At 65.4% G+C, this 15665-nt stretch carries 13 protein-coding genes; 1 reads left to right on the forward strand and 12 read right to left on the reverse strand.

Features of this window, described 5'->3' with window-relative positions; genetic code table 11:
• Positions 1 to 28: 28 nt before the first annotated feature.
• The 6 genes from rplT to ACW18C_RS14810 form a co-directional block, all read right to left on the reverse strand.
• Positions 29 to 382: a 50S ribosomal protein L20 gene (gene rplT, locus ACW18C_RS14785; RefSeq protein ID WP_008258832.1), complete on the reverse strand. Its 354-nt coding sequence runs from the start codon at positions 380 to 382 to the stop codon at positions 29 to 31.
• Between the two features lie 54 nt (positions 383 to 436).
• Positions 437 to 634, reverse strand: a complete 198-nt coding sequence (gene rpmI / locus ACW18C_RS14790; RefSeq protein ID WP_003166435.1) for a 50S ribosomal protein L35 — start codon at positions 632 to 634, stop codon at positions 437 to 439.
• A gap of 160 nt (positions 635 to 794) precedes the next feature.
• Positions 795 to 2096 carry an MFS transporter gene (locus ACW18C_RS14795; RefSeq protein WP_492071710.1) on the reverse strand — a complete coding sequence of 434 codons (1302 nt, stop codon included), beginning with the start codon at positions 2094 to 2096 and terminating at the stop codon, positions 795 to 797.
• 28 nt (positions 2097 to 2124) lie between these two features.
• The gene (locus ACW18C_RS14800; RefSeq protein ID WP_492071711.1) at positions 2125 to 4020 is read right to left on the reverse strand and encodes an alpha/beta hydrolase family protein; all 1896 of its coding nucleotides are present in this window, start codon (positions 4018 to 4020) and stop codon (positions 2125 to 2127) included.
• Between the two features lie 250 nt (positions 4021 to 4270).
• Complete coding sequence (infC, locus tag ACW18C_RS14805) at positions 4271 to 4792, reverse strand: translation initiation factor IF-3 (protein ID WP_035309352.1); 522 nt, start codon at positions 4790 to 4792, stop codon at positions 4271 to 4273.
• A 124-nt stretch (positions 4793 to 4916) separates the two neighbouring features.
• The gene (locus ACW18C_RS14810; RefSeq protein WP_492071713.1) at positions 4917 to 5879 is read right to left on the reverse strand and encodes a glycosyltransferase family 9 protein; all 963 of its coding nucleotides are present in this window, start codon (positions 5877 to 5879) and stop codon (positions 4917 to 4919) included.
• Positions 5880 to 5950: 71 nt separating this feature from the next.
• Here ACW18C_RS14810 and ACW18C_RS14815 point away from each other — a divergent pair, with 71 nt between their 5' ends.
• Complete coding sequence (locus ACW18C_RS14815) at positions 5951 to 6691, forward strand: alpha/beta fold hydrolase (protein WP_492071715.1); 741 nt, start codon at positions 5951 to 5953, stop codon at positions 6689 to 6691.
• On the opposite strand, the gene aguB is transcribed toward ACW18C_RS14815, so the two are convergent.
• From aguB to ACW18C_RS14845, 6 genes are all read right to left on the reverse strand, one after another.
• Entirely contained in the window at positions 6688 to 7593 is a 906-nt protein-coding gene (gene aguB, locus ACW18C_RS14820) for an N-carbamoylputrescine amidase (protein ID WP_492071717.1), read from the reverse strand. The two genes, ACW18C_RS14815 and aguB, sit on opposite strands and share 4 nt — an antisense overlap.
• Entirely contained in the window at positions 7590 to 7985 is a 396-nt protein-coding gene (locus ACW18C_RS14825) for a four helix bundle protein (protein WP_492071718.1), read from the reverse strand. Before ACW18C_RS14825 ends, aguB begins: the two co-directional genes overlap by 4 nt.
• Positions 7982 to 9001: an agmatine deiminase family protein gene (locus tag ACW18C_RS14830; RefSeq protein ID WP_492071719.1), complete on the reverse strand. Its 1020-nt coding sequence runs from the start codon at positions 8999 to 9001 to the stop codon at positions 7982 to 7984. Before ACW18C_RS14830 ends, ACW18C_RS14825 begins: the two co-directional genes overlap by 4 nt.
• Positions 9002 to 9163: 162 nt before the next feature.
• Entirely contained in the window at positions 9164 to 12448 is a 3285-nt protein-coding gene (locus ACW18C_RS14835; protein WP_492071721.1) for a TonB-dependent receptor, read from the reverse strand.
• Positions 12449 to 12626: 178 nt separating this feature from the next.
• Positions 12627 to 13988: a capsular polysaccharide export protein, LipB/KpsS family gene (locus ACW18C_RS14840; RefSeq protein ID WP_492071722.1), complete on the reverse strand. Its 1362-nt coding sequence runs from the start codon at positions 13986 to 13988 to the stop codon at positions 12627 to 12629.
• A 290-nt stretch (positions 13989 to 14278) separates the two neighbouring features.
• Entirely contained in the window at positions 14279 to 15433 is a 1155-nt protein-coding gene (locus ACW18C_RS14845; RefSeq protein WP_492071723.1) for an outer membrane beta-barrel protein, read from the reverse strand.
• Positions 15434 to 15665 lie beyond the last annotated feature (232 nt).

The following is a 15665-nucleotide window of genomic DNA, read 5'->3' on the forward strand; positions in this document are numbered from 1 at the left end:
AACGCGGACGGGCCTTGGCCCGGCGCCCTTAGGCCAGGGCGGCGCGAACCTTGTCGGCCACGGCCTTGAAGCCCGCACCGTCGGCGGCGATCGAGGCCAGGACCTTGCGGTCCAGTTCGATGCCGGCCTTGTTCAGGCCGTTGATGAACTGGCTGTAGGTGAAGCCTTCGATACGCGCGGCGGCGTTGATGCGCTGGATCCACAGGGCGCGGAAGTTGCGCTTCTTGGCGCGACGGTCGCGATAGGCGTATTGCCCGGCGCGGTCGACGGCGGCCTTGGCCGTGCGGATCGTATTCTTGCGGCGGCCGGAGAAGCCCTTGGCCTGCTCCAGAACCTTCTTGTGCTTGGCGTGCGAAGTTACGCCACGTTTAACGCGAGCCATGTCGCTATTCCTTCAAATTCTTTGGGTTGAGATCCGTCGTACAGCGCGCGCCGATCAGGCGTACGGCATGTAGGACTTGATCTTCTTGGCGTCGGCGTCGGCCATGACCGAGGTGCCGCGGTTCTGGCGGATGTATTTCGAGTTGTGGCTGATCAAGCGGTGACGCTTGCCCGCAACCCCGGCCTTAACCTTGCCAGTGGCCGTGAATTTGAAGCGCTTCTTGGCGCCCGACTTCGTCTTCAGTTTCGGCATTTCAGTCTCCTTTTTGAGGGGCTACCGCCCTTCGGGCTGCTTGAGCCGTGGGGTGGTGTTCCTCAGAGTTTAAGAACCGCCTAGGCATGCCTGTTCGCCCGGCGGTTCGGTACGCGAAGGCGCGGCTTGTAAGCGAAGACGCCGGCCGACGCAAGATGAGTCAGGACAAGGACGTAACGGGCGCATTCGCCGCGCCCTGACCTCGCCGGATCGCCCGCCCGGCGTTGACCGCCATCACCGCCGCCGGGATGGTCAGCAGCGCCCCGACCAGGAAGGGCCAGTCGTGCCCCAGGCCCGAGAACAGCGCCCCGGCCACCATGGGTCCGAAGATCCGCGCCACCGAGCTGGAGGCCATGTTCAGACCCAGCATGGCGCCCTGCCGGTCGGGCGGAGAGGCGCGGCTGATCATGGCCGAGATATTGGGCATGGCCAGGGACATGCCGCAGGCGCCGACGGCCATGACCAGGGGAATGACCCAGCCCTGGACCAGGGGGATCGACAGGGCGCCCAGCTCCAGCCGGGTCGCGGGGAACCAGGCGACCGGCGCCAGGACCTGAAGCACCAGCGAGGCGCCGAACAGCAGCATCCCCGTCGCCAGCACCCGCGCCTCGCCGAACCGCCGCGCCAGACGCCCGGCGAAGAAGCCCTGGTTCAGCGTGGATATCACGCCCACGATCATGAAGCTGAGCCCCACCTCGCGCGCGCCCCAGGCGTAGCGGCTCTCGGACCACAGGCCGAACACGCTCTCCATCGCCGAGAAGCCGGCCATATAGACCAGGGTCACGACCAGGACCCGCGACACCACCGGATTGGTCCGCGCGTCCTTCAGCCCCGCCAGGAAGGGCGGACGCGCCGCCGCAGGATCGGCCTTGGCCCGACTCTCGCGCAGGAAGACGATCACCCCGACCGCCGCCAGGGCCGCCAGGGCCGCAGCGAGGAAGATCGGCAGTTGATAGCCCAGCCGTCCCAGCTGCGGCTGGGTCAGCAGGCCGCCCAGCCCCGGCCCGACGATGAAGCCCAGGCCGAAGGCCGCGCCGATCAGCCCCATCCGCCCCGCCCTCTGCTCCGGCGGCGTGACGTCGGCGACATAGCCCTGGACGGTCGAGATATTGCCCGCCCCCAGTCCCGTGAACAGGCGCACCGCGATGGCCAGCCAGATATTGGGCACGAAGGCCAGCATCAGATAGCCGACGGCATTGGCCGCCAGCGTCGCCAGCAGGACGGGCTTGCGCCCGATCCGGTCCGACAGCCGCCCCCAGAAGGGTTCGGCGAAGAACTGGCCCAGCGAATAGGCCGAGAACATCAGGGTGATCTGCCACGCCTCGGCCTTCAGGCTCTGGGCGAAGAAGGGCAACAGCGGCACCACCAGGCCGAACCCGACCAGATTGATGAAGACTACCGAGAACAGCACGGCCAGGGCGGGCGCGCGAACCTTGGGGGGCGTAACGGGCGAAACGATCATGCCCCAGCCTTAGCGCGGCGTATCAGGCCTAGCGAGGCGGATTGTTCGCCTCCAGGAACCGCACCGTCTCGACCAGCATCTGCCGGCGCGTCACGGAACGCGACAGCCAGTGATCCTCGCCCTGCAGCTCGATCAGCTCCACCGGCTTGTCGGCGCGGCGCAAGGCCTCGGCCATGACCCGGCTCTGTTCGATGGGCACCACCGTATCGTCCTTGCCATGGATGAGCAGCAGGGGACTGTCGGCCGCGGCCGCGAGATGCGCCGGCGACAGGGCGTCCAGCGCCCGGTCGTTCAGGCGCGCAGCGCCCATGAACCGGTTCCAGTAGCGGACCGTCTGGCTGTCGTTGCGATTTTCCTGCCGCGCTTCCCAATTGACCATGCGGCGCAGGTCGGACACGCCCGCGACGGACACGCCGCAGCGATAGACGTCGCCGTCCAGCGTCAGCCCCGCCATGGCCGCATAGCCGCCGTAGCTGGCGCCGACGATACAGACACGAGCCGGGTCGATGATCCCCTCGCCCGCCAGCCAGCGCACGCCGTCGGACAGGTCCGTCTGCATCTTGCGCCCCCATTCGCCATAGCCGGCCTCCAGGAAGTCGCGGCCATAGCCGGTCGATCCCCGGAAATTGGCCTGCAAGACTGCATAGCCCCGCGACGCCAGGGCCTGGGCCCACCAGTCGAAGCCCGCCACGTCCTGCGACGCCGGCCCGCCATGGGCCAGAACCACCAGCGGCAGGCCCGAGGGTTCGGACACGCCCGGCGGCAGGGTCAGATAGCCGGGAATATCCAGCCCGTCCTGGGCCGCGTAGTGGATGGGGCGCACGGCGCCGACCTGTTCGGGGGCGATGGTCGGATAGGACTCGGCCAGGCTGTCGGCCACGCCGCGATCAAAATCGACCAACTGATACTGACCCGCCTCGCCCGTGTCGGTGAAGACGACGATCAGGCTCAGATCATCGTTCCAGGACATCAGTCGCGGGGCCTTGTCCTTGAAGGCCCGCTCAATGGACCGCCACCGCCGCGACGCCTGGGGTTCCAGAAACTCGTACCGGACGCCGTCTTCCTCGGTGCGGGCGCCGCCGATCAGCAGACGGGTCTGCGGATGATGCACCAGCAAGTCGGGATGGTGTTCGAACGGAAGGCGGGTCCATTCGCCGGTGTCCACATTGACCTCGAACAGGACGTCCGAAGTCTCGGAATCCGTTTCCTGCTGGGCCAGGTCCGGCCGGTCGGCGCCGATGACAATCGTGCGGGGCGTGCGGCCCATGCCGTAGAAGGAGGGGGTGTCCACCGGGGCGTCGGTCGCCCAGGCCTCGTGGAAGCCGCGCCCCTTGTTGGGCAGTCGCAACGACCAGCGGCCGGTGCGTTCGACATAGCGGGCCATGGCGATCACCTCGCCGTCGCCGTCCAGCACATAGTCGTCGGTCTCGCGATCCATCGCGGCCACGGAGCGGCCGCGCCCTGTTCTCAGGTCGATGCGGTGCAGATCGATCTGGTCGGTCGTGACATTGACCCCGCGCACGAACAGGGCCTCGCCGTCCTGCGTGGTGCGGATCGAAGCCGAACCGTAAAGCACGGCCAGCACGTCCGGCGTGCGATCCAGCACCTGGACCAGCTTCTTCTTCTCCAGATCCAGCACCTGGCCGAAGAACAGTTCCGACCGCGGCACGCCCAGCATGGCGATGCCCCGCGTCTGCGAGGTGACGACCAGAACCCGGTTCTCGCCGATCCAGCGCAGGTCGCGCACCTTGACGTCGCCGACGTCGGCGGCGAACAGATGCTCGCCGGTCGTCATCCGGGTGACGGCGATGGCCCGCGTCTCGCCCACGACGGTGATGCGGGCGATCAGGTCGCCGCTGGGCGACAGTTCGATATATTCGATGGCCGGCGTCGCGCCATAGGCCTCAAGCGGCGGGGGAGCCACGCTCCGGGCCGCGCCCTGCCCCTCGCTTTGGGCCCAGGCCCCCGCATTCCCTGCGCAAACCAAAGCCGCGACCGCAAATGCGACCGCCTTCGCCCCTGACCTGAACACCACGCACGTCCTCCCCCGAGTCGAACCTCCTTTTCGGACGCCCCGCCCGCAAGTTGCAAGAGGTCCGCGCCCCACGCGCGAAAAAAGAAAGCCCCGACCGGGTCCGGTCGGGGCTTTCCAGATCAGCGATGGATCGTGCCGATCAGCGCGGCGCCAGGATCATGATCATCTGGCGGCCTTCCATCTTGGGCGCGAACTCGACCTTGGCGATTTCATCGAAATCGGCCTGGACCTTGTTCAGCAGCTTCATGCCCAGTTCGGGGTGGGCCATTTCACGGCCGCGGAAGCGCAGCGTGACCTTGACCTTGTCGCCCTCGTCGAAGAAGCGGTGCATGGCCTTGGCCTTCACCTCATAGTCGTGGGTGTCGATGTTCGGACGGAGCTTGATTTCCTTGAGCTCGACGACCTTCTGGCGCTTGCGCTGCTCGGCCTTCTTCTTCTGTTCCTGGAAACGGTGCTTGCCGTAATCGAGGATCTTGGCCACCGGCGGTTCGGAGGTGGAGACGATCTCGACCAGGTCCATCCCGGCTTCTTCGGCGGCTTCGAGCGCGGAAGAGGTGGGCATGACGCCCTGTTTCTCACCGTTCTGATCAATGAGCAGAACGCGAGGGGCGCGGATATCCTGGTTCATACGCGGCCCGTCTTTCACGGGTGGCGCTTGCATGGGACGGCGAATGGGCGTCGTTTCCTTATGTGGTCAAAGAAGGCGTGTGTCGTGATGAGCGAATGCACGCGGCTGTCGCCACGTTCCCCTCATGACGGCAATATGCGCCCAGAAGCCCGGTTTTTCAAGGCTTGGCGGGCGTTTCGGCGATATAGGCGTCGTGCAGCGCCAGCACCGCTTCGAAGACATGATCGACGCTCAGAGCCTCGATGGGGGCGAACTCCCCGCGCGTCTCGTTCGAGGCCGCCGTGCGCGTCTTCGGCCCCCAGGGACCATACAGCCACCATTCCGTCGGCCCGAACAGGCCCAGCGTCGGTCGCCCCAGCGCCGCCGACACGTGCATCAGGCCGGAGTCATTGCCGACGAACAGATCGGCCCGGTCGATGGCGGCGGCCGAAGCCAGGATGTCGCCCTTGCCCACGAAGTCGATCCCGCGCGCGCCTGCGGCCACCAGCGCGGGCGTCGCCGGCGGCCGGTCGCCCGGCCCGCCCACGGGCATGAAGCGCCAGCCGTCGAAACGCGGCTCGGCCTTCAGCTTCTCGACCAGGGCGCCCCAGCGGTCTGCGGGCCAGCTCTTGCCCGGCTGGTGGGCGATGGGGGCCAGGGCGATGATGCGACCGGGCCCGGCGCCGCCGGCCAGCTGCGGATCGATGACGGCGGCGGCTTCGGCCCGCGCCTGATCGTCCAGGAAGATTTCAGGGTCCAGCGGCGTCGGCGCCCCCATCAGCCGCGACACCATCTCGACCTTGCGCAGCCCCGTCTCCCACGAGCGATTATAGACGACGCGTCGCTTGGCCGGGATCAGATAGGCCAGGGCCGAGCCCCGGATGTCGACGACCAGATCCCAGCGGGTCGAACGCACCTGTTTCCACAGATCGACCCAGTGTCCGGCCATCTTCTTCTTGTCGAGCACGATGGTGCGCACGACGCCGGGCGCATTGCGGAAGAAGGGCGCGGGCGGCCGGCCGCAGGCGACGGTGATCTGCGCTCCCGGAACCTGACGTGAAATCTCGCGGATCACGCCCGAGGAGATGACGCAGTCGCCGATGCGATTGGAGGTGACGAACAGGACCTGGGGTGCGGACATGGGCCTGTGTTCCGCCATCGCGCGGCGCGGTCAAGGGTGACGGCGAAGGAAAGTCCGGGCAGAACGCCCCCATGACCGACATCCAGCACCTGTCCCGCCCCGACGGCGAAATCCTGGCCTTCAAACGCATCGAGGGCGGCGGCCCGACGGTCGTCTGGGTCGGCGGCTTCCGCTCCGACATGGAGGGGACCAAGGCCCTGTCCCTGGACGCGGCGGCGCGCGAACGCGGCTGGAACTATATCCGCTACGACCATTTCGCCCACGGCCAGTCTTCGGGCGACTGGCGCCAGGCCACCATCGGCCGCTGGCGCGAGGATGCGGTCGCCCTGATCGACAGCCTGTCCGGTCCGATCATCCCGGTCGGATCGTCGATGGGCGGCTGGGTCGCCCTGCTGGCGGCCCTGGCGCGGCCCGAGCGGATCAACGGGCTGGTCCTGGTCAATCCGGCCCAGGACTTCACCGAACGGCTGATGTGGCCCGGCCTGGCCGATCATGAGCGGCAGGCCATCCTGCGCGAGGGCGAGACCCTGATCGTCGAGGCGGGCCTGGGCGAATACGTCCTGACCCGACGCATGTTCGAAGAGGCGCGCGACTGGCTGCTGCTGGACGGCGTCATCGAGATCGTCGCGCCAGTCCACATCCTCCAGGGCCGCGCCGACGACGTGGTCCCCTGGCGCCATCAGGTCGAACTGGTCGAGCGACTGACGGGCGGCGACGTCCGCCTGGACCTGATCGAAGGCGGCGACCACCGGCTGTCCACGCCCGCCGACCTTGACCGGCTGGTGGCGGCGGTGGAGGGGATGCGGGGCTAAGCCCCCCGCGCCCCCGTCAACACCCCATATAGATCCGTCCGCCGATCGCGGAAGAAGCCCCAGGCGGCGCGATACTTGTCCAGTTCATCCAGGTCGAAGCGGTGCACCAGCACCCCCTCCTCCTCGGCGCCCAGGCTCTCGACAAGATCGCCCTGCTGATCGGCAATGAAGGAATGGCCGTAGAAGGTCTGGCCGACCTCGGTCACCATCTCATGCCCGATCCGGTTGGCCCCGACGACGGGAACCGCGTTGGACACGGCGTGGCCCTGCATGGCGCGCCGCCACGGCTGGGCCGTGTGCAGGGTCGCGTCATGCGGCTCGGTGCCGATGGCGGTCGGATACATCAGCACGTCGGCGCCCATCAGCATCATCGCCCGCGCGGCTTCCGGGAACCACTGGTCCCAGCAGATGCCGACCCCGACCTTGCCGAAGCGCGTCTTCCAGACCTTGAAGCCCGTATCTCCCGGCCGGAAATAATACTTCTCCTGATAGCCAGGGCCGTCGGGGATATGGCTCTTGCGATAGACGCCCAGCGCCTCGCCGTCCGCGTCCAGCATGACCAGCGAATTGTAATACTGCGGCCCGTCCTTCTCGAAGATCGAGACCGGTATGGCCACGCCCAGTTCCCTGGCCACCGGCGCCATGGCCGTGACGCAGGGGTGTTCGCGCCATTCATAGGCCTGGCTGAACCAGTGCTCCTCCTGCGACACGCAGAAATACGGCCCCTGGAACAGTTCCGACGGCAGGATCACCTGCGCGCCCTTGCCCGCCGCCTCGCGCACGAAGTCGATCGTCTTGACGATGTTCGCCTGCATGTCCTCGCCATAAGAGGTCTGGATGCCGGCGACGGAGATGGTTCTGGAAGTGGCGAGTGACGAGTGGCGAGTGGCGAGGGAAGTCATTTCGTGCGCTCCTCGAGCTTGGAGATGAGGCCGGAAAGCATCCGGCTGATTTCGTCGGCGGAGTCGAGCAGCCGCGTCAGTGCGGCGTCCTCCAGATAGGTCAGCCGTTGGGCGATAATCAGTTGGGTCTCCACCTCCGCCAGCGATCCCCTGGCGATAGAGAGGAAACGCAGAAATTCAGGCGTGGAACGCCGGGCACAACCTTCGGCGATGTTGGAAGGCACAGACACGCAAGCCCGCCGGACTTGGCTGATCAGTCCAAAACGCTCATCGGACGGCCATTCGCGGGTCGCCGTATAGACAAGTTCGACCCAGGTCAGCGCCTTCTGCCAGACCAGCAGGTCGCGGTAGTGACGAACCTCGCCACTCGCCACTCGCCACTCACCACTCATTCGGGCTCCTGCTGGGAGATGCAGTGGAACGAGCCGCCGCCGGTCAGGATGGCCTTGGACGGCAGCGGAATGATCTCGCGATCAGGGAAGGCGGTCGCCAGGGCCTCGCAGGCGAACCGCGCGGCCTCGTCGTCGCCGTAGGTGGGCACCACCACGGCGCCGTTGGCGATCAGGAAGTTCATATGGCTGGCCGGAATCGGGCGTTCGTCCTCGTCCAGCACCAGGCCCGGAGACGGAATTCTCAGTACACGGAGCTTACGCCCCGCCGCGTAGGTCATGCCCGACAGATCGCGCGCAGTGGCGTCATAGACCTCGGCGTTGGGGTCGTTCCGCCCCCAGGCGATGGGACAGGCCACGACGCCCGGCGCGACGAAGCGGGCCAGGTTGTCCACGTGTCCGTCTGTGTGGTCGTTCAACAGGCCGTCGCCCAGCCAAAGCACCGCCTTGGCGCCAATGGCGGCCTCCAGCGCGGCGGTCGCGACCGCCTCATCCTGGTTCCAGGCCGGGTTGCGGTTCGGGTTCAGCAGGCACTGGCGGGTGGTCAGCACCGTCCCCTCCCCGTCGTGATCCAGCGACCCGCCCTCCATGACGAAATCGTTCCACGTCAGGGCCACGCCCGCATGTTCGCCGATCTGACCGGCGACCAGCTCGTCGCCCGGCATGTCGTATTTCCCGCCCCAGCCGTTGAACTTGAACGCCGCCGCCGTCTTCGACCCCTCGCCGAAGATCGGCCCTGTGTCGCGCAGCCAGATGTCGCCGAACTCACCGGCCACCACCTCGACATTCTCGACGCCCTCAAAGCGCGCCCGGGCGTCCGCCAGCACCTCGGCCTTGCCGACCATCAGCTTGACCTGTTCAAGCCCCGGCCCGGCCAGAGCCCGCACCAGCCCCTCGACCTCGTCCTGCGCCTGTTCCAGCGCCTCGAACCAGTATTCGGCATGGCTGGGCCAGCCCACCCACATGGCGCGGTGCGGAGCCCACTCGGCAGGAATGGCGGCGGAGATGGGAGCGGTCATCGGCGGGCAGGTCCTGTCTGGGGTCCAACGGAGCGGGCGGGCGACCCGCGAGCCGCGCCATATGGCCCCAACCGCCCCCGACTTCAACGGCGGGCTATACGCAAAGAAAAAGGGCGGCCCGCGAACGGACCGCCCTTCGTCAGTCTTGCAGTCTAAGTTCGCTTAGAACGAGTAGCGGACGCCCAGCTTGATCTGCCACACCGAGTTGGTGCCAAACGTGGCGGGGTTACGCTGGGTGAAGGTGTTGTAGGTGTAATATTGGCTTCCGGTGCGCGTGGCGCCGACGTTGTTCGACGTATAGGGGAAGGCGATCTGCTGGATCGAACCCCATTCATCGTTGATCAGGTTGCCCAGATTCTCGATGTCCATATAGCCGACCAGCTTCGAACCGCCGGGGAAGAACGCCGGCAGTTCCTGCTCGAGGTGCAGATCGACCGTCGTCACGTAGGGCGACTTGAAGCCGTTGCGTGGCGAGATTTCGCCAGCGTAGTCGATCAGGCCCGTGCGGTGCAGGAAGTCGTTGAACGCCGCAACGTTGAAGTTTGCGCCGTAACGGACCAGCGGGTCGCTGGAGGCCGTCACATTGCCCGACGAGTCAGCCTGCGGCACATACAGCAACTGACGTTGAGTCGAGTAGGCCTCGCCGAACAAGGTCGTCGAGCTGGTGCCGAACGTATAGCTGAACGGCAGGCCCGAACGGCGCTGAGCGAACAGGCTGATGCGAGTCCGATAGTCGCCGAAGAAGGCGCGCGAGTAGCTGAGGTTCAGCTTAAGCGCATGTTCGATCTCGTAGTTCGAAGTCGCCAGAGTCGGATTATTCGGATCAGACAGGGCGATATTGCCGTAGTTCGAGCTGGCCGTCGACGAGGTCGCCGGCGATCGATCCGTGCTGTCGAGATAGGTGTAGGACAGGTCAAAGCCGAAGCCGTTCAGCCAGCCGTCATACCAGTCCTTAGCCAGCGCAACCGCGAACTGGTCGGTTTCCCCGCCATCGAAATTGGTCAGCATCAGAACCTGTTGGCCGTTACGAGTTGGGTTCGGACCATAAACGGGACGACCATCCGGCGCGGTGCCGGTGACCGTCTTGTTCATGCTCAGATCCACCCAGCCCACGGCATTATCCAGCTCCGAGTGAACATACTCGGCAGTCACGGCCCAACCTTCGCCCAGTCGGAAGTTGGTCAGATCGAACACCTTGGTGGCGCCGATGGAGGTCTTCCAGATCGAAGGAGTCTCGAAGGTGGGATCCACCAGATTGATGTTGCCGGTGCCGGCTTTGGCGCTGTCCGTGACCGCGTCCTGAGCGACCTTACTCGGTTTAAGGCCGTCGATGTTCTGCAGAGCGGTTGGGTCGGCGCAGACCGCGCTCGGCGAGAACTGTGACGTATAGGCCGAGCTGATCTTGCACTGGTAGGCGCCGATCAGATTGCCCGAGTTCGAATAGGCGTTCGAAATCCAGACGTTCGGCGAACCACCCTGGAAGCGGCCGATTCCACCGTAAACGGTCAGATCGGCCGACGGGCGCCAGTTGAAGCCAAGGCGGGGTTGCAGCACAGAGATGCCGTCAACAGTGGCGTTGTTGGCGAAACCGTAACGATCAACGAAGCCCTTGTTCAGCTGCGGCGCGTCATCAGTCTCGTACCAGTCGTAACGCAGGCCGGCTGTCACGGTCAGTTCCGGCGTAGCCCGCCATTCGTCCTGAACATAGAGGCTGTTCATGGCGTAGCCGAAGCTGGCTGCCGCGTCGTTCTTGTTGTTCGACGCGGCGCTCTGATAACCGATGGCCGAAGCCTGGCGGTTTTCGAAGTCCTCAATTGAGGCGAATTCATATTCGCCATTCGCGAACTGGACGAACAGATTGAAAATGTCCTGTTCTTCTCGTTCGAAACCGCCGGTGATGCGGTGGCCGTAACCGGCTTCCCAGTTGCCGACGAAGCGATACGAAGTGGTGTCTACGGTTAGGGCGTTGGCATGACGCGAACGTTCCGGACCGAAGCGGATCGAACGCTCCGGACCCGCCGGCGTGCTGCCGGTCGGATCGTCCAAGTAGACTTGGAAGGCGGCGAAATCGTTGCCCGCCAGGCTCTGAGAGACGTTTTCAACTTCCTTGCGGGCAACCGAAAATTCGGTCGAGAAGGTGTCGGTCCAGTCCGAGAAGATCTGGCCGCGATAGACCTTCATAGTGGTCTCGAGATTATAGGCCATCGAGAGCAGGCCGACGCTCGGATAGGTTCCGCTTGTGCTGGTGCCGTTCAGCCGAAGATCGCTGCCTTGAGTCTGCTGGTAGGAGAAGACCGCGCGGTGACGGTCGCTGATGTTCCAGTCCAGCTTGCCGAAATACTTCTCGTCTTCGACAGTCAGTTCGTCGGCTTTCCAATCAAGCGGATCGTACCCGTAGACCCGCTCAGAGATCGCGCGCACTTGATCGATCTCGGCCTGGGTAATGCCTTCGACCTCGTTGACAGCGCCCGAACCTTCCGGACCCGATAGGACCGGCTGAGTCGATTCCGCCTTTTCATAGTTGAGCGTGAAGAACAGGCGGTCCTTGATGATCGGACCCGTCAGTGTGGCGCCCCATGTCTTGTCCTCGAATTCGCCGGTGACCGTGCGGTCTTGGCGGCTGCCGGTGACGAAGTCTTTGTAGCTGAAGCTGTCGCCGCGCAGGTCCTGGTTGGTCTTCTCGTAGAAGACTTCACCATGGAAATCGTTGCCGCCCGACTTGGTCACCATATTGATCACGCCGCCGGTGAAGGTGCCGTATTGCACGCCGTAGGGGGCAACATCGACGCTGACCGCTTGGATCACCGAACGCGAAATTGGCGTGCCGAGAGTGGGATAGCCGTTGCCATTCAAGCCGAAGTCATCGCTCTGACGGATGCCGTCCACCAGAATGGCGTTGTAGCGAGTGTTCTGACCACCAATAGATAGGGCGTCGTTGTTGGTCGGATCGACAGTAGCGAAAGGCGTTGTCCGGACAACGTCCTTGATGTCGCGGCCGATCGACGGCAGCGTCTCCAGGGCCTCAAGACCAATGGTGCTGCGCGGCGAAGTGCGAAGAGCGCCGGCCCGAGCGGCCGTAACGACGACGTCGGACACGACTGTGGAGCTGTCGGCGATGATCAGTTCGACGGCGGCGGGGGAACCAATGCCGATCGACGACACTTCTTTGGTGGCATCGCCCTTAACCGACCTGCTCTGAACCAGGTAGGGACCACCGACGCGCAGATTGCGCACAGAGAAGGCGCCGTTTTCGTCCGTGACGGTCGTAGACGAAGTGCCGGACGGAACGTGCGTCACAGTCACGGAAGCGCCGACCACCGGAGAACCCGAGGCGTCATAGGCTGCACCGGTAATGCCGCCGGTGGTTTCTTGAGCGAAGGCGGCCGTTCCGGCCGACATCAGGAGAGCGACGGCCGAAGCGCCGTACGCCAGGTTGCGGAATGTCATCTAGCTATCCCCAGCTGGTGGACCGAAAATGGTCAGGACGTGTTTCAAGCACGTCACAATCCAGCCCCCTCTACGTCTGCTCTTGAAACGCTGGGCGACATTTATATGTCAGACTCGTGACAAGGCCCAGGGGTGGCTCAAGGGCCACACATGGTTCTCCGATAGGCGCAATTTTTGGCTACGCGACCCGCTCGAACATGTCCGCGACGCCGGACGCCGTGCGTTGTATGGCGCGCGGCTCGTGGAAATTGCCGTTCACCTGGCTCTGGGCGATCACATGGGCGCGGAATCGGGTGAACAGGGCCGTATCCGGCGCCTGTGGCGCGGACCAGAAGTCGTCCAGCGCCTGCTGGTCGGTCAGTCCGTCGAAGTCGAAGAAGGCGTCGCCCAGAACCTTGACCGGCGTATGGAAGCCCAGGGCGGACAGGGCCGCGCTGGAATTGTTCACCACCATGCCCTGAGAGGCGCGACACAACTGGGCCAAATTTCCGCCGTCGATGAAATCGACCCGGCCTTGCAGGCCGCGCTCTATGACCAGACGCCGCGTCACCGCCGCAAGATCAATCAGACCCGGATCCAGCGGATGGTTCTTCACCACCAGCCGCGCGTTCCGGGGCGCATGGGCGGCAAAACTGGTCATGACCTTGGCGAGGAAGGCGGTGTTGTCGGCGTACTGCGAATAGCGAAGCAGTTGCGCGTCGCCTTCGCGCTGGAGACAGACGATGAAGAATTCGCCGCGCGCGGCGATGACATCGACGTCATTCTCCGACGCTCGCCGCGCAGCCAGACCCAGATAGCGCCGCACATGGCCCAGGCACTGGCTCAGGGGCGAGGCCGTGTAATGGTTGGCGTGCCGGGGAAACAGGAAGGCGCCCAACGTCTGGACCAGATGGTAGGCGGTTATGTTCACCACATGGTGAGGCAGGATCCGGCCCACGGGGATGGGGTCGGGAAGGACGGGTTCCGGCGCGGGATAGCCGTCGCGAAAACGGGGAAGGCCGCTGGACGCATTGACGCCGTTCAGCTCGACCGTGATCCAGTCAGGGCGGAAATATCCATTCTCCAGCACCCAGACGCGGGCGTCGAGCCCTTCGGTCGCCGACAGGACCGCGCGATTATAGGGACCGCCTTCGCCAAACAGGAGGAGATCGGTGAAGTCGGCCGTCACCTCCGCCAACCGTTCAGCCCAGACTTCGGCTGCGGCCTTGAACACCACGCCGCCGGCGCGGCGCCAATTCATGGCGTCGCCGGCGTTGAAGATCATCCGCTGAACCGTCGCGCCCCGCGCCTCCAACGTCCGCGCCAGAGCGACGCCGAATCCGCCGAACGGCGCCGTCACGATCAGGAACCGCCGGCCGGCCAGGCCTTGACTGCGGTGACGGGAGCCGACAGGCAGGATCGTCACCTCGCCGCCGCGCGCAGGCGACGGGGGCTGCGCGCGAAGCCGCGATTGGACGGCCGGGGCGCTGTCCGCCCGAAGCCGGTACCGCCGCCGCCGACGCCCCGTGACCTGTCGATGCGACTGGCGAAGATCAACCATTTACAGATCCCCAGTGCGCTTCAAGCGGCGCGGCGGGTCAAGGAAGGACTCTTCGCCGCAATCGAGGCGTTTGGCGGAGACTGTGACCATTGGGCTTTATCTCGCTCGCTACAAAGGTCGGATCAACCCAAATTCCATAATGCGGCGCGATTTCGACCAACCGTTACCGTCTCTCCACATGGAAAAACCGCCATCCTCGAACAAAGACGGCGGTTTTGATCCGTCCGACAGACGTCACTCAAGATCCCGCGCCCCCCGATCCGACTTTCGTCGGGCCGGGGGGCCAGGTCTTAGAAGTTGATGTCGATCGTCGCGCGACGGTTGAGCGGCTCACGCACGCCGTCAGCGGTCGGCTTGGCCAGGGCGGTTTCACCCTTGGCGTCCAGGGCGATGACGCCGCCGTTGACGCCTTGGGCGACCAGGGCGTCCGCGACGGTGCGCGAACGACGGTTCGACAGGCCGAGGTTATAGGCGGCCGAGCCCGAGGTGTCGGTGTAGCCGACGATCAGGACCCGCGTCGGGCGGCCCGACTTGGCGTAGGTCGCGGCCTGGCTGACCACCGAACGGGCCTCCGTCGTCAGGTCCGAGCGATCCCAGTCGAAGTAGACGACGAACTGGCGGGCGACCGGAGCCTGGGCCACCGGAGCCGGGGGCGGCGGCGGGGGCGGAGGAGGCGGGGGGGGCGGGGGCGGAGGAGGCGGGGGCGGGGGGGCGTCTTCAGCGCCGAAGCTGTAACGCAGACCCAGGGTCACGGTGTGCGACTGATCGTAGTCGCCGTCCCATTCGCCGAACGAGGTCGCGCCCGGACCCGTGCCCACCGTGGTCGAGGCGAACGAGGCGTCGCCCGTCAGATAGCGGTAGGTCAGGTCGATATTGGTGCGGTCGCCCACAGCCCAGGCCAGACCGGCGATCGCCTGAGCGGCGAACTCAGTCGAGTCGTCATCGGCGGTGAAGGTGGCGCCGCGGTTGGCGCGCAGGTTGCCGTTGGTGTCGGTGGTGACGCGGTTCACGCCGGCGCCGAGGCCGACGAAGGGACGGATGCCCCAGGCTTCATAGCCGAAATCATAGATGACATTGGCCATCAGGGTGGCCGACTTGATGTCGCCTTCCGGAGAGAAGCAGCCGCCGGTCGCCGGGGTCAGGTTGCACAGGCCCTGGGTGCCGGAGACGGCGCGCACGGTGCCGATGTCGCCCGAGCGATAGCCGCCTTCGAGTTCAACGCGCCAGTTGGGGTTGAAGCGATAGCCGAGACGGGCGAAAGCCGCCCAGCCGTCGTTCACTTCATAGTTCCAGTTGGCGCCCGTCGTCGACGATTCGGCGTTGATGTCGTCGATCATGTGGTAACCGGCGTCGATCGCGCCGTACCAGCCGTTCGGTTCCGCCGAGGCCGCGCCAGCTGCGAACAGCCCTGCGACGGCGACGGAGGCGAGAAGTTTGAGCTTCATAGCTTCCTCAATCTGTAAAATGCCTGAAGCCGAGCTGCTGCCCGACGTTCCCGAGCCAAACGGCATCGCTGGCCGGTTGTTCCGCCCGCCTGGGATGAATGTGGCGACTGTGGCGCCGTTTCAACACAATGGGCGAACGAGGGTCGGGAAACCGCGCCGTTCGTGACGTGTCGCGGCTTGCGTTGACGCCGCGTGAGGGGCCTAAGTTCGTCGCAGAGGAAACCGTTCTGGT

This window comes from Brevundimonas sp. FV1ye7S (genome assembly GCF_058680995.1).